The organism is Priestia sp. FSL H7-0729 (assembly GCF_038005685.1).
Taxonomy (GTDB): domain Bacteria; phylum Bacillota; class Bacilli; order Paenibacillales; family Paenibacillaceae; genus Paenibacillus.
On the sequence record NZ_JBBOTQ010000007.1, the window covers coordinates 231,442 to 245,578 of the forward strand.

At 46.2% G+C, this 14,137-nt stretch carries 14 protein-coding genes; 8 read left to right on the plus strand and 6 right to left on the minus strand.

Annotated features, from left to right (window positions below):
- The first annotated feature begins 95 nt into the window (after positions 1-95).
- The 4 genes from MHH93_RS17725 to MHH93_RS17740 all read left to right on the plus strand — a co-directional run bounded on the left by MHH93_RS17725 (position 96) and on the right by MHH93_RS17740 (position 3,716).
- A complete protein-coding gene (locus tag MHH93_RS17725; RefSeq protein WP_500055075.1) occupies positions 96-563 on the plus strand; it encodes a YfbM family protein in 468 nt (155 codons plus the stop codon).
- 135 nt (positions 564-698) lie between these two features.
- Positions 699-827, plus strand: coding sequence for a hypothetical protein (locus MHH93_RS17730; protein ID WP_268794676.1), 129 nt, complete (start codon positions 699-701; stop codon positions 825-827).
- A 258-nt stretch (positions 828-1,085) separates the two neighbouring features.
- Entirely contained in the window at positions 1,086-2,543 is a 1,458-nt protein-coding gene (locus tag MHH93_RS17735; RefSeq protein ID WP_500055076.1) for a copper amine oxidase N-terminal domain-containing protein, read from the plus strand.
- Positions 2,544-2,786: 243 nt separating this feature from the next.
- Positions 2,787-3,716 carry a GNAT family N-acetyltransferase gene (locus tag MHH93_RS17740; protein ID WP_500055077.1) on the plus strand — a complete coding sequence of 310 codons (930 nt, stop codon included), beginning with the start codon at positions 2,787-2,789 and terminating at the stop codon, positions 3,714-3,716.
- A 150-nt stretch (positions 3,717-3,866) separates the two neighbouring features.
- Here the strand turns inward: MHH93_RS17740 and MHH93_RS17745 are convergent, their stop codons facing one another.
- The 3 genes from MHH93_RS17745 to pdxR are packed head-to-tail and all read right to left on the minus strand — an operon-like array spanning position 3,867 to position 6,706.
- Positions 3,867-4,325 (minus strand): GNAT family N-acetyltransferase, encoded by a 459-nt coding sequence (locus tag MHH93_RS17745; RefSeq protein ID WP_500055078.1) that lies wholly within the window; start codon positions 4,323-4,325, stop codon positions 3,867-3,869.
- Positions 4,322-5,242: a D-alanine--D-alanine ligase gene (locus MHH93_RS17750; protein ID WP_500055079.1), complete on the minus strand. Its 921-nt coding sequence runs from the start codon at positions 5,240-5,242 to the stop codon at positions 4,322-4,324. Before MHH93_RS17750 ends, MHH93_RS17745 begins: the two co-directional genes overlap by 4 nt.
- A gap of 12 nt (positions 5,243-5,254) precedes the next feature.
- Positions 5,255-6,706, minus strand: coding sequence for a MocR-like pyridoxine biosynthesis transcription factor PdxR (gene pdxR, locus MHH93_RS17755; RefSeq protein WP_500055080.1), 1,452 nt, complete (start codon positions 6,704-6,706; stop codon positions 5,255-5,257).
- 673 nt (positions 6,707-7,379) lie between these two features.
- Here pdxR and MHH93_RS17760 point away from each other — a divergent pair.
- Both MHH93_RS17760 and MHH93_RS17765 read left to right on the plus strand, forming a co-directional pair.
- Entirely contained in the window at positions 7,380-7,736 is a 357-nt protein-coding gene (locus MHH93_RS17760; RefSeq protein ID WP_253441952.1) for a nucleotide excision repair endonuclease, read from the plus strand.
- Positions 7,737-7,955: 219 nt separating this feature from the next.
- Entirely contained in the window at positions 7,956-8,702 is a 747-nt protein-coding gene (locus MHH93_RS17765) for a Bax inhibitor-1/YccA family protein (RefSeq protein WP_500055081.1), read from the plus strand.
- A gap of 439 nt (positions 8,703-9,141) precedes the next feature.
- Here the strand turns inward: MHH93_RS17765 and MHH93_RS17770 are convergent, their stop codons facing one another.
- The 3 genes from MHH93_RS17770 to MHH93_RS17780 form a co-directional block, all read right to left on the minus strand.
- Entirely contained in the window at positions 9,142-9,456 is a 315-nt protein-coding gene (locus MHH93_RS17770) for a DUF2628 domain-containing protein (protein ID WP_192135327.1), read from the minus strand.
- Between the two features lie 534 nt (positions 9,457-9,990).
- Positions 9,991-10,677, minus strand: a complete 687-nt coding sequence (locus MHH93_RS17775) for a 4'-phosphopantetheinyl transferase family protein (protein ID WP_500055082.1) — start codon at positions 10,675-10,677, stop codon at positions 9,991-9,993.
- Positions 10,678-10,840: 163 nt separating this feature from the next.
- Positions 10,841-11,713 (minus strand): arylamine N-acetyltransferase family protein, encoded by an 873-nt coding sequence (locus MHH93_RS17780; protein ID WP_500055083.1) that lies wholly within the window; start codon positions 11,711-11,713, stop codon positions 10,841-10,843.
- Between the two features lie 288 nt (positions 11,714-12,001).
- Between MHH93_RS17780 and greA the strand changes: the two genes are divergently transcribed.
- Positions 12,002-12,478, plus strand: coding sequence for a transcription elongation factor GreA (gene greA / locus MHH93_RS17785; RefSeq protein WP_500055084.1), 477 nt, complete (start codon positions 12,002-12,004; stop codon positions 12,476-12,478).
- Positions 12,479-12,761: 283 nt separating this feature from the next.
- Positions 12,762-14,117, plus strand: a complete 1,356-nt coding sequence (locus MHH93_RS17790; protein WP_500055085.1) for a sodium-dependent transporter — start codon at positions 12,762-12,764, stop codon at positions 14,115-14,117.
- Positions 14,118-14,137 lie beyond the last annotated feature (20 nt).

Sequence of the window (14,137 nt, forward strand, 5' to 3'; positions counted from 1 at the left end):
ACCTCCTTGATAGGAATTACCCCGATTCTGAACCAACAAGCACGGTTAATGGGGAACAACAGAACGAATTACAATTACACAGGAGGGATAACGGTATGGGAATGTCCGGCAGATATCTTGTGGTAACGAGTGAGCTAGTTGAATCCATCAAGTCAGGCGAGGTTAGTGTGCATGATTGTGCAGTTGATCTGGATATTGATAAAACGTGGCAGATGCTTCAATTCACGCTGAACGGTAACCTGGTAGAAGGGGAACCACCCCTGGGTTATGTAGTGCCTCTCGCAGGTGAGCAATACGTGGGAAACTATTCGGACATGGATCTGTTCTTGCTCAGTAATGAGCAGGTGTTGGAAGCCTACATGGCATTGGAGCAGCTCACACGAGAAGAATTAAAGCAGCGGTATAGTCTGGATCAGATGATCGCGGAAGGGGTCTATCCTGTCATGGAAGATTGGGATGCGGAAGAGACATTTCAAGAGATCGTTCAGACCGTGGATGATGTCCAGGCCCTATTTCAGGCAACGGCTGCAAGTGGGAACGGAATCGTCTTTTATGTTTTCTAAATGAGCATGAGATGATGATGAAAAAGGGTTGGCCGGCGCTGAAACAGGTTTGAACTGTGCCTATTCGGGTTATTGATAGACACAAGGCTCAGGCCTTGCTGATATGACAATCCGGTAGAAGAGAGGGAATGCGATATGACACAGGATCAGAACGAAGAGAACAAAGCGATTCAAGAGGACGAGCCGGATCAATTCGAGACTCCCGTAACTGCGGAAGATGAAGAAACGGATGAGAAACTTGCAGAAGATCAGGAGCAAGAATAACTTTCAGCTTTGCATAATGAAGCAGGATGTTTTATCGAAATTTACGATATGCTGAAATATAGATAGACCAGAGGTCGGACATGTTCCGGCCTTTTGGTTTATTTTTTGCGTATCCGTTTACAAGAATTACCTGTACCTTCATAATGGAAATGAACCATATTTTTCTAAGGAGGAGATCCTATTACGAATCGAAAGTTAGTCCAATGGATGGCAGTGCCACTCGTGTTATTAATGGTTGTTCTTACAGGATGTCAGGCTGTGGGTGGAGTAGATGTTGGCAAAGCCGTGGCTAATGGTGCGAGTATCAAGTCCGGTGAATCCAAACAATCCATGAATATAAACGTAGAACCGGCTAAGGAATTCGCGACAGATAAAGACCTTGAAATGATCGAACTCATTAACTCCATATCCCTGGATATTGATCAAGCCAAAATGAAAGATGCGAAGACAGCATCGATTAAAGGTACACTGAGCATGGAGGGAACGAAGTTACCTTTCCACCTGTCCATGAATGAGTCCCAATTGGTCATTGATCTGGACGGAGCCCAGAAACCGCTGTACATATCTCTGGATACGTTCCAGGATGCACAGGCTCTTCCAATGGTAGATACGAAGGCTTTGGAGAAACAAATCGAAGAGATTTACCCGAAACTGTATTCTTTTGTCCTAAAGCATCTGTCCAATCCGAAAAACATCTCCGTAACACCGGTACAGGAATCCGTGAATGGCGAAGCACTTAGCCTCTCCAAGCTGCACCTGGAGATCAGTGGTGAAGAGATGCTTGCCATGGTTAAACCGTTCCTGACGAGTATTTCGAAGGATGAGCAAGGACTGAAAGATCTGATTGGTGATCTGTACGATGTGTTCTACCCTGTATTTGAAGCTGTGAATGAGGTTGAAGACGGGGGAGATGAAACGCTGAATTCCATCGTTCCTGAATCGAAAGATGAAGCCGTGGCTTCACTGTATGCCATGATCAAAGTTGGACTGGACAGTATGCTGGTCAATTATGATCAGGAGCTGACCAACCTGTTGAATGATACCCCTGAATTCAAAACGGTATTTGGCACAGAGACCAAACTGAAATTGGACTTCTATTTCGACAGCAAGCTGGATATTCGCAAGCAAAACTTTGAACTGAAAGTAGCGCTGCCAGCTTCCGAAGATCTGCCGGTGAACGCTGTAACCGTGAGTGGAAACAGTGAACAGTGGAATATCGGTGGAACGGTTGCAGTCGATGAAGTGGATGTATCGGGCGGCGTTATGGATGTGATGAAGGATGATATTACGCCTGGACAGATGCTGCGCAATTTCGATTCCAATTCATTGGCATACCGATTATTGAAGGATGAAGCCGGAATCACGAGTAAAAGTGTAGTGCTCTTCCCGGATGATGAGTACGCTGGAGCGATCACCGTTAAGAATACAACATTTGTTCCGCTTCGCTACGTGTCTGAAGAATTGGACGCTGAAGTGAAATGGACCAAAGGCTCGAACCAAATTGTTGTCATTGACGACATCACTGGTGATGAGATTGTCCTGACCGTAGGTTCCAAGAAAGCAACTGTTGCTGGTAAAGAAGTAACCATGGTGGAATCCGCCTATGTAGGCAAGGACGGCAAGACATATGTGCCGCTGCGCTTTATGGCTGAATCCCTTGGAGCTACTGTAGATAAGGAACAAGAAACAGGCTGGATTTACATTGACCGTCCTTAAGTGAGAGGTTGAAGTAGTCCTTAGCATGAGAGGGGATTTCAGAGTATGCCAGATTTCTCGTAATGATCGTGAAAAGAACACCGCAAAAATTCCGTTAGACCATGAACGGGATACGTGTGTCCTTTTGACCCATTACGAGGAGCTTCCGCGTTTCTGAAATGATGAAACGGATCGGGGAGTGCCTCTATTGGAGGTGCTCCTCTTTGTCGTGTCATCCTAAATAAATCCCCAGAGGTGTAGTATATGAAAAGTCAATTGAAGCAGGTACATTCTGAAATTCGCTTACGACGAGCGCAGCAAGAAGATGCTGTTGTACTTACAGAGATTTGCACTCGTGCTTTTGATCATGCCATAAAAGTCTGGTCCGATGGTGAGAAGGATATCGATAGGAATCTATGTCCACCTGATTATTCTTCAGTTCGAATGCATTGTTACGTGATCCGTGAATGGGATTATTATGTCGTAGAATCAGATGGATGTGCCATTGGCGGAGTGAGTGTTAATGTGCTCGGACAAAAACATGCCAGGATCGATAAGCTCTATATTGACCCCGTATGCCAGGGACGTGGCGTGGGAACTCAAGTCATGAGGCTTATTGAAGCTGAGTTTCCGCATATTGAAATCTGGAAGCTGGAGACCTCAGGTCGGCAGCTGGATAATCATCTCTTTTACGAAAAAATGGGATATGTTCGTACCTATGCATCTGAGGAAGAGTTTGGATACGAGAAGAATGTATCAGCGGTTTCTTTTGATCCAAAATGTGATAAGACCTTGTTCAAAAACTCGGGTGACTCGGTGGTTGAGTTTGTTCAAGCTCAACTGGACTCCGTTCGTTACAGTACCAGTAATCTGACCAATAGTCGGATCACCGACTGCAATCTAAGTGGCAGCAAGTTCACCAATCTTAATATGACCAACATATTGCTAGCTGATTTACGTTTATCCGATAGCAAGGTTGAATTCTGTGCTTTGGATGGCGTTCAATTCCAGGATACTCATCTTGGATCTGACCGTGTGCCCATGCATTGGGCGCATTGTGATCTTGGGGGGAGTCGTTTTGTTGATTGCGATCTATCTGGGGTTCAGTTGGAACAGTGTCAAGTGACCGGGATGAAGATCAACGGAGTAGAGGTAGAGCAACTGCTTGCGGCTTATGAGGCTATGAAATCCTGAGCGGGCACTCCGGTGCCTTCCTGATGTCCGGTGAAAAACACTTTATCCATGTGACATAGATATACGGAAGAACGCCCTTAACTGGCCATTGTGCTGAGTGGGCGTTCTTTCTGGTCTGATAATTGAGATTCAGGGTAACTTATCCGCAGGTTAATTGTGCTGTAGAATCTGCGGTTTTTTGCTAAACCCGGTACTCCCGGCTGTAAAGCCCATTTGGCGATAGAATTCATGCGCATCTTCACGCTCCGGGCGATTACCACTGTTCAGAGACAGGGAGTCCACGTCATGCGTGGCGGCCCATCGTTCGGCTTCCAGTATGAGCTGACGGCCGATGCCTGAGCCCCTGAACTGGTCATGCACAACCAAAGCCATGATGCGGCAGTGTCTTCCGTTCTTTTCATACAGATAAGATGTCTGTAATCCGATCAGTCCAACTACACGTCCGCGTGCTTCAGCAACCAGTGTGGTAAAGTTTGCGTCTGCAGCAATGTGGGTGTAGCGCTCCTCCATCTCGGCGTAAGTGGTGGGGTAACCGAGTTGGTCCATCAGAATGACCATATCTTGCAGATCGGTAGTGGAACTATGTCTAATCGTCACATCCAGGCTCATAATGTTGTATCCTCCTTGGGTCTTTCCTTCAATGAAAGTTCAATAATGGTATCCAGTAGCTCTGCAAAAGAAATGCCTGCAGCAGCTGCACTTTTGGGCAGCAGACTGTTACGGGTAAGTCCCGGCAGCGTGTTCACTTCAAGGACATAAGGCATGCCTTCCCGTATCATCATATCCACGCGCGCGTAGACGCTGCATTTAAGCACCTGATAGCAGGCCAATGCAGCGGCTTCAACGCTATGGTGAAGGTCCGCAGGCAATTGCACAACCTGCTCATCAGCCCCGTGGTCATCATATTTGGAAGCATAGTCGAAAAATGCAGCGTTCGAATGAATGGAGATCACCGGCAGCATCTTACCATCCAGAATGGCACAGGTAATCTCTTCACCTTCGATATACTGTTCAATCATGACCGTATCATCCCAGGATAGGGCAGCCTCTACAGCAGCAGGCAGGGCGGAAGCTTCCTTCACCACTTGGGTACCAATGCTGGAACCGCCTGAATTGGGTTTGACCACCACGGGGTACGTTAATTGTTGAACAGCAATAGAGGATAGTTCCTCCATATGTTTCACCCGCAGCCACTCCCCGGTAAGCACACCCGCATGCTGCATGAGTTGTTTCGACATGTCTTTATCCATACATACACTGCTCGCAAGCACGCCACAACCTGTGTAGGGAATACCCAGGGATTCAAGTGTACCCTGAACGGTACCGTCTTCGCCGTATTTGCCATGCAGGGCAAGCAGTGCCACATCAATCCCCGCTGACTTGTCTATTAGATCGCGCTTGGTATTAAGCTCAATGGGCACTACCTCGTATTTGTCTCTATTCAGGTTTGCAATCATCTCCTGTCCGGTGAGCAGGGAAATAGCCCGCTCTGAAGATGTACCGCCCATAATCACGCCAACTTTCATGTGAAATCCTCCTTATCTCATTTGGGCTGCTGTCTCGCCAATGATGCGAATGCCTTTACGTATATTTTCATCGCTGACTCTGGAGAAACCCAGACGCATCGTGTTTACGCCCTGACCGGGTTCCAGATAAAAGGTATCCCCTGGTGTGAACGTTACACCTTTCACTTTACAAGCCTCCAGCAGTTCACGAGTGCTGTATTCGGACGGGAACTGCACGAACAGGTGCAGCCCCCCCTCACCGGAAATCCGGCACATTGGCAGATGCTGCTTCAGGCAACGCACAACCAATTCATATTTTCGTTTATACTCCGTGCGAGCTCGCTTCAGATACTTCTCGAAATTACCGTTGCTCAGATATTGATACAATAACGATTGATCCAACGTGGAGGTATGGATACTGCGTGCCCGTTTCATACTCTCCAGATAATCAATGAGCGACGCATCCGCAATAACCCAGCCAACGCGCAGTCCCGGAAACAGTACTTTGGAGAAGCTGCCCAGATACATCAGCCCGTTGCCTTTACCCATGCTGGCAATCAGGGGCGAGACGTGGGAGCCGGAATAGCGTAATTCTTCGTTGAATCCGTCCTCAATGATGGGGACTTGATACTTGTTCATCAATCGGATGATCTCTGCGCGTTTCGCAGGCGAAGTCACAATCCCGGTTGGATTGTGGTAGGAGGGTACGAGATATGCCAGATCATATGGACTTGCCTCAAGTTCATGTTCCAGTTGCTTCAAGTCCAGGCCATCCGGCTCCATGTTCACACCGGTCAGTTGAAACTGGTGCAATTTTAGATTTTTAATCGCGGTGTGGTGCGTTGGATTCTCACAGAGCGCTTTGCCGCTTTTTTTGCGCAACGCTCCAAGCACCAGATCGAAACCTTCCGTGAATCCGTTGGTGATTAGAATATCCTTGCCACGGAGGTCGACACCTTTGTTCTCCATATATCGTAGTAAATAGTTCATCAGCGGTCTGTATCCTTGCGCATATCCGTAATTCAGCAGTACTTCGCCTTCAAGTGACATGCGATCCAGAAAAGCCCGCTTCACGTTGTGCAGATCGAACAGCTTCTCATCCGGTGCGATGCTGGTAAATGAGATCTCGCCGCGCTCTGCTCCGGAGCCATGCTTCATCAGATCGTACTGCTCTGCCTGAATGGCATACTCGCTCATCTCGGTCGTCCAGTCCAATTGCCAGCTCGCTGTTGCCTCAGGTGTTTCAATGGAAGCACTGACGTAATTGCCTTTGCCTTTGACGGCATAGATCAGACCTTCATCCTCAAGCTCGGCATAAGCGAGCAGGACCGTGCTGCGACTAACCTTCATGAGGGTACTGAGTTCACGGGTCGAGGGCAGCTTTTGTTTAGCTTGCAGACCACCTTTGAGCATCAATCGCTTCATATAATCTTTGACTTGTATATATACAGGGCGGTCCTCCGTCAGTTGCAGATCGGAATACATCCCATCACTCCCTCTACTGGTATCTTGCCATATTATAAACCCAGCAGAAAGAACCACGATACCTCTGTTTCCCTGAGCGTGTGGTTGGTTGTTCGCGCAAACGCAAAAAAGCCCTGGCATTATGCCTGGGCCTGGTGGTGGAACTTGATCCATCTTCTATAGTACTGCTGCTATAACTCTACAGTTGCATTACATGACTAGTCTCTCTAGGATCGATAGCTATCTGACCTTCTACGTGTGTCTATTAACTTCAGTACGACTATAATTGCAGGCTTTCTAGGTGATACTTAAAATCTACAGTGAAATCATGAATCTAGGTCTTTCTACGTTTGCTTGCTGCAAGGGTCGATTAGATGATGAATCTACAATCTATAAGCTAAGGTTCTTGCTAACTGTACTCTTGTTGTGATCACTTAACAGAATTCAGCATGAAAAAGAGTTTCAATCATAGGGTACAATAGACGGAGGTAGATATAAAGACGTATGTCTCAGTGCCCAATTTCTTCCTCATACCCCTATAGTACCACTTTGAATCAGGGAAGTTAACCTTTTTTTTGAAATATTTGTCGTAATAGCGAAAATTGCGTGAATTGTACTTCATATAGATTGAAATGGTGTCCCTTTATAATATGTGATAGGATGTAAACCTATAGATAATGAGGAAGTGAGCCTATTGATTAATATTACCGTGCCAACACCAGATGTAACCATTACCAAGCAGGTTGATCCACAGCTTAGCCACATTTATGGATTCACTGATTTTCACCTGATTACCCGGGAACTGGGCGGGATTTTCATGTTTTACAATGCCGCTGGAGAGCTGTTGTTTGTCGGGAAAGCACGAAAATTAAGACCACGCATCAAAAAGCATTTTGAAGATACCGTATCACCAATGAAGAACCACCGTGAGGAAGTAACGAAGATTGAAGTGTGCGTGATTGAAGATCCGGTAGATCGTGAAATTTACGAGACGTATATCATCAACACGATGCGTGCGAAATACAATGTAGACAAAGTGCTGTACAAATAAGACGTATTAAAGCACTTAAAGTAACTGAATATGCGATGTCTGGGACATATGTCCTAAGTGTTGCGCTAGTGGGTAAGGATGTAATCGAAGGATTGCATCCGATCCCTTCTAGTGCCATCCCGATCTTTCGAGGGAGTAGCTTGTAGAATTGGAAACGTAGCATGCCCAATCAAACTTAGTATCACAGATATACCAAATACATATGAAGAGGTGATTGTGTTGATCGGTCGTAGCGGTAACCCTACACTTAAAGACAGCACGTTTGAGAACAGAGGATATGGAGAAGATCGGTATCAGAATTACATGACGATCAACGGCACGGTGAACAAAGCGTTTATTACGCTGGTAATCCTACTGGCTAGTGCGTTTGCAACCTGGATGATGTTCTTCAACGGACAACAAGTGATGCCGCTCGCGTATGGCGGATTGATTGTTGGTTTCATTCTGGCACTTGTCATTTCGTTCAAACCGATAGCGGCACCCTATCTCGTACCCATCTATGCGGTAGCTGAAGGACTATTCCTTGGGGCACTCTCTGCAACCTATGAATCCCTGTATAACGGGATTACCTTGCAGGCCGCCCTGTTGACGATGGCTGTATTCATCGCGCTACTGATGGCATACAAAACGAAAATGATCAAAGCTACGGAGAATTTCAAGCTGGGTGTTGTGGCTGCAACCGGTGGGATCATGATTATGTATCTGCTGAGCTTTGTACTTGGTTTCTTCGGCATTTCGATTCCATATCTGCATGATAACAGCTTGATCGGCATCGGTATTTCGGTCGTTATTGTCATTGTGGCTGCCCTCAATCTGGTTCTTGATTTCGACTTCATCGAAGGTGGCGCTGAGCGTGGTGCACCCAAGTACATGGAGTGGTACGGTGCATTTGGATTGATGGTTACACTGGTATGGCTGTACATCGAGATCATCCGTTTGCTTGGCAAATTGCGGAGCCGGGACTAGTCCTATTCGATACGTTGGAGACGTAAACGGATTGTGAGTTTAAAGCTAAAAAGCCAAAAGCTAACGCGTGATACTCACGTCGTTAGCTTTTTTAGTATGTAAGTACGAGACTATGGGTGGTACGTAGTACGACTGGCTGTCGTGACCATGATTGCTTTTGACATTTCCATGTTGCAGATCTTCCTACCACTGGCTACCGGGGCCGGATTGTATACCGCGCAAAAGACCAAAAGACAAAGAAATCACCATCATTGGTGCAGGAATCATCTGTTCAATTGAAAGAATAGGTATTGTTATCTGAATAAACACCAAAAAATCCCTGACAGGTTCGCCAGAGATTTTTTGGTGTTTATCTCAACATGATTGCTGGTTGGTATGTCTACAATAAAAAAAACTAAAAACTAATAATTGCTATGATCATCCGTGTATTGCTTTGGTTTTAAGCTGCACGAGCAATAATCTGATTATTTTCCAGAACCGCTTGAGCTTCAGCATTGGAAGGACGGTAGCCTTTTTCGAGCAACTCTTTAATGTAGATTTTGTTGTAAACGAAAGAGAAGACGATCCCACTAATCCAAGCTCCAACTCCTGCAGTGAAAATACCAAGGGCTACGGAGATCAAGAACATGATGGCAGCCCATTTCAAATCACCACGGAACAACGCAGGGAAAAATCCGAAAAATAATGTTGTCCAGCTGAAACCTACTTTCACGTTCTTGGTTACACCTGCACTGTTTTGCAAAAAGATATGCATTTGTCCACTTCCTTCTAAAATAATGAATCGGGGAGAGAATCGAGTACTAACAAGTATGTAGTGTGAATCTAGTCGTAAATACCTGATTATTATTACCTATTCTTCTTCCTTTTGGTCCTATAGTACCATTAACTGGGCAGGATGTTAATCTTTTTTTGAAAATTATGGTTTCCTATGAGATATATGCTCTTTTTGAAAAAAAGTAAAAATGAAGGAGAGTCAATGACCGCTCCTTCATCATACTTGCAATTCTAACGATTCTCACACCTCTTAATAGAGGATTTTTAGTGTATAGGTAAACCTAACGAACCTTAGACACCTTATTGGTGCAGAGTTTGGCAATATCAACGTGAAAAAGGACATATTAGAGCATATAGGGTGCGTAGGATTCCTTACAATGCCAGACCTGCGTAATTGAAGCCCATAAGGCGTGTCAGATTTGTTAGAGCTTGAACCCAGTCTTAACCCCAACCTCCAAAACCAAATCCAAACTAGACTTCACGATCCCCCAATAAATCCTCAACTAGCTGCGCACTACACCAACTCTGTATATAGATCCTCCAAGGTAATGACCTCGGGCTGGCTCGGCAGCTCTCCACCAGCTGAACAGGCCGCAAGCATATGTCCTTCATCCAGTCGCTGACTGAGAAAGCGATATGTTCCAGCCTGCTGGCAATGCCAAACTCCGCCCTCATCCAGTAGGATGGCGAAGGAGTCCAGTGGTATGGATAAGCCCATACCCACTGCTTTGATATAACTTTCCTTCAACGTCCATAGACGGTAGAAGGTCTCCATCTGACGATCGACAGGCACGGCAGCCAAGAACTGGCTCTCCATAGGAGAGAAGAAACGCTCTGCAATCTGCATGTCAATGGGTGCTATTTTTTCCAAATCCACACCCAGTTCATTCGTACCGCCGGAGATCAAAGCAATCCAATCACCAGAGTGGGAGACGTTGAATGGCACATTCGTATGGTGACTGAGCGAAGGCTTGCCGTAGGAATTACGGGTAAAAGAAAGATCAGCAGGTCTCAGTTCAGTTAACTTGCTCAAAGTCACACGAGTCAATATCTCTCCCAGCACGGAGCGATATGCATCTGCCTGACGCACAAAACGCGATGCCTGGGAACGACGCTCGGCCGAGACTTGCGAGAGAAAATGGTTCCAGTATGCCTCGGGCAATACTTCTGGAACTTGGAGCATACGAATCGTTATCATCATTTATCACCTGAGGACATATTCGGCGCGGTTCAATAACTTTCCTGTATGTGGAACGAACTCTAAAGTGATCTCTATTTTAAGTGAAGTCTATACGGATGCTTGATGAAGATAACTATCCCGTTTTCCTTTTCGTATTGAGGTTTCAGATTATGCAGCCTCATGTCTATGCTTCTTGCGCTTTTTTCCATTCCGTATGCGCAGCCTGCACTCGCTCCCACATGTCTTGGCATTCCGATTCGCTGTAATTCACCAATGGCTCATGGAACAGTCCAGTTAACACGTCACGCCACTCGGTGTAGGTCTGAATCTCCGTTTTGCGGATTCCTTCGATATCATGGGTTCGGAGCATACATCCTCGTAGTTCGTGACTGCGGTTCTCATCCCGTTGACGAAGCAAAAATACATTATGCCATGGGGATTCGGCCGCCCGACTGTAGAATTCATGTTTCGGTATGAACTCCCCCAGATCATGAACTGCTTCAGGAGCATAGTCGACGCCTTCACTTGGCCCATTCGGCTCGTACTCAAGCCGCCATCCCCCAGCTGCAACAGATGATGGCATCAATTGGTATGTGAATGGAGCGGAACCATAGGTTCCATAACGAAGTGGCAGAGGTTCGAAGGGCATTCCACCAAGACCTACATCTACAATCCAGCGCTCAACTGTCGGGTCAGCATCCGGCAGAAGAACAGACAGACCGAGATGGAATGAGTTCACACGGGGTTGTTCCCCATGAGGCTGTACTCCGCCCCGATGCCAATCAACCGTGTAACCCAGAGAGCGAAGAAGAACACTGAATGCACCATTGAGATGAAAACAGTAGCCGCTGCGCCCCTGTAATATAAGTTGGATCGACTCTTGAAGACTGATGCCCACAGGACGACCTGCATAAATATCGACGGTTTGCCAGGATAGATATTTCACATGTGCTCGTTGGAGTTCGGCCAAGAATTCCAGCGTGGGTTTCTTTATATCATCAATGCCGATCCGTTTCAGATAGGCCTGTATTTCAACTCCACTTAATCGTTCAATCATCCAGATCACCTCATGTTCTATAGTGGGCTACAGGCATTGCTCATAAACTTTTGTTGCCCTGAATTCATTGTAAAAGTGAACGGGTGAAAACAACATGTTCAATTAAGCAGATTGTAACGGTACAATTCATAGGACAGTATTAAAAATGATTCTAAGGAGATGAACATGGATTTAATGATAATGAAGTACAATATATGGATGAGCTATTTCTTTTTCTGGGGTATGCTAACCCTTTGGAGTGGATATAGGTTAGAATATAGATAGATAGCAGGATTAGGAGATGGAAAAATGGCTAATGAAGAAGTGATTTTGACACAGGAAGGCTTGGAAAAGCTGGAGGACGAACTAAGGGAATTGAAGACTGTGAAGCGTAAGGAACTGGCTGAGCGTCTGAAACTCGCCATAAGTTACGGTGACCTCAAGGAAAACAGTGAATATCATTCAGCCAAAGATGATCAGGCTTTTATGGAGACGCGGATTCTGATCGTGGAGAAGATGCTGAAGAACGCCAAAGTCATCACGTCCGAGAACATGGATGCAACCAAAGTGGGTGTAGGTTCCACGGTATTGCTTAATGATATCGAATTCGCTGAGAAGATTGAATATAAATTGGTTGGTCCTGCTGAGGCCGATGTAGCAGATAATAAAATTTCCTATGAAAGTCCACTGGGCAAAGAACTGATGGGCAAAGAAGTGGGCAGCGTCATTCATGTCAACGCTCCGATGGGCGTTATCAAGTACGAGTTGCTTGAAATTAAAGTTTAATTCTAAAAGAGAGGTGTTCCGCAGTCATCAAAGTGGCTGAGGGGACACCTCTTTTTGGTTCTAATGGGCTTTGAAGGTTGGAGATATGATTATGTTGTAACTCCACACGGTTGGCCTGACGTAATTTATCACATACTGTGTTTAGGGAACTTATGAGATATAGATGACAGAGTGTTTTTATATGTAAATAAATAACATTTCGACAAATTTCGATTTTCGAATGACCTGACACCTGGAGTAGTATATAATTACGGGAAAACTTTAAAGTGATGGAGTAGATACGATGAATTTTAGTAAGCCTAATCTGGATCAAGACAACGCTGGCAAAGGAGAACGCTTCTCCCAAGCTGGATTTATCCTGGCAGCCATTGGTAGTTCGGTTGGTCTGGGCAACATGTGGAAATTCCCGTACATTACGGGAGAGAACGGGGGAGCCGCGTTTTTCCTGCTCTTTATCGTCTGTTTGCTGCTCATCGGTCTGCCAGTGCTCCTGGCTGAACTTGCGATTGGTCGCAGCGGCAGAGGTAGTGCAGCTACGGCTTTTATCAAAGCAGGTGGACATAAGGGTTGGCTCGCAGCCGGATTGCTGCAAGTATTAACGCCATTTATCATCCTGTCCTTTTATGTCATTATTGCGGGCTGGACATTGCAATATGCGATTACGTCTTTCAGCGGTACATTGTTTGACAATCCGGATTATGCTGGACAATTCGGCTCCTTTGTAGGCGGGTATATGCCGATCGTGTGGCAACTGGTTTCGGTGCTGATTACAGGCTGGATTGTAGCCAAAGGGGTATCGAACGGAATCGAGAAGTTCAACAAGGTACTGATTCCGGCAATGTTGGTTTTGCTTATTATCCTGATGATTCGTGCTGTTACGTTGCCAGGTGCAGGAGCTGGGGTTTCCTTCTTCCTGAATCCGGATTTCTCGCAACTGACAACTGAATCTGCATTGGTGGCGCTTGGACATGCCTTCTTCTCCCTGTCACTCGGGATGGGTATTCTGGTAACATACGGATCTTATGTGGATAAAAATCAATCTCTCGGTGCGGCGACCGTCGCTGTTGGCGCGGGTGACCTTATCTATGCATTCATTGCGGGTCTAATCATCTTCCCAACGACTTTCTCGTTCGGTATTGCACCAGACCAAGGACCGTCACTAATCTTCGTGGCTCTTCCGGCAGCCTTCTCGGCGATGCCACTTGGCTTCTTGTTTGGCGGACTATTCTTCATCCTGCTGGCTATTGCGGCGTTGACGTCCGCAGTATCTTTGCTGGAAGTTCCGGTGAAATATTTCATGGAACGTTTGTCCTGGAGCCGGAATCGCGCGGTATGGGTTATATCACTCGCGGTCTTCATCGTGGGGCTTCCTTCGGTATTGTCGCTCGGCTTGCTGCCTGAATGGACGATTGGATCGAAGAGTGTATTCGACTGGATGGACTTTGTAGCATCCAACATCCTGCTGCCTGTAGGTGGACTGCTTGTGACGATTTTTGCGGGATACTTCTGGAAAACGGCTGCTGAAGCTTCCGGTCTGCGTTCCGGATGGTTCCGTGTGTGGCTGTTCATGCTGCGTTACGTGGCTCCGATCCTGGTTCTGCTGGTTCTACTGCACACATCCGGTATCATTCACTTCTAAATGTGAAGGCCCGATAGGGT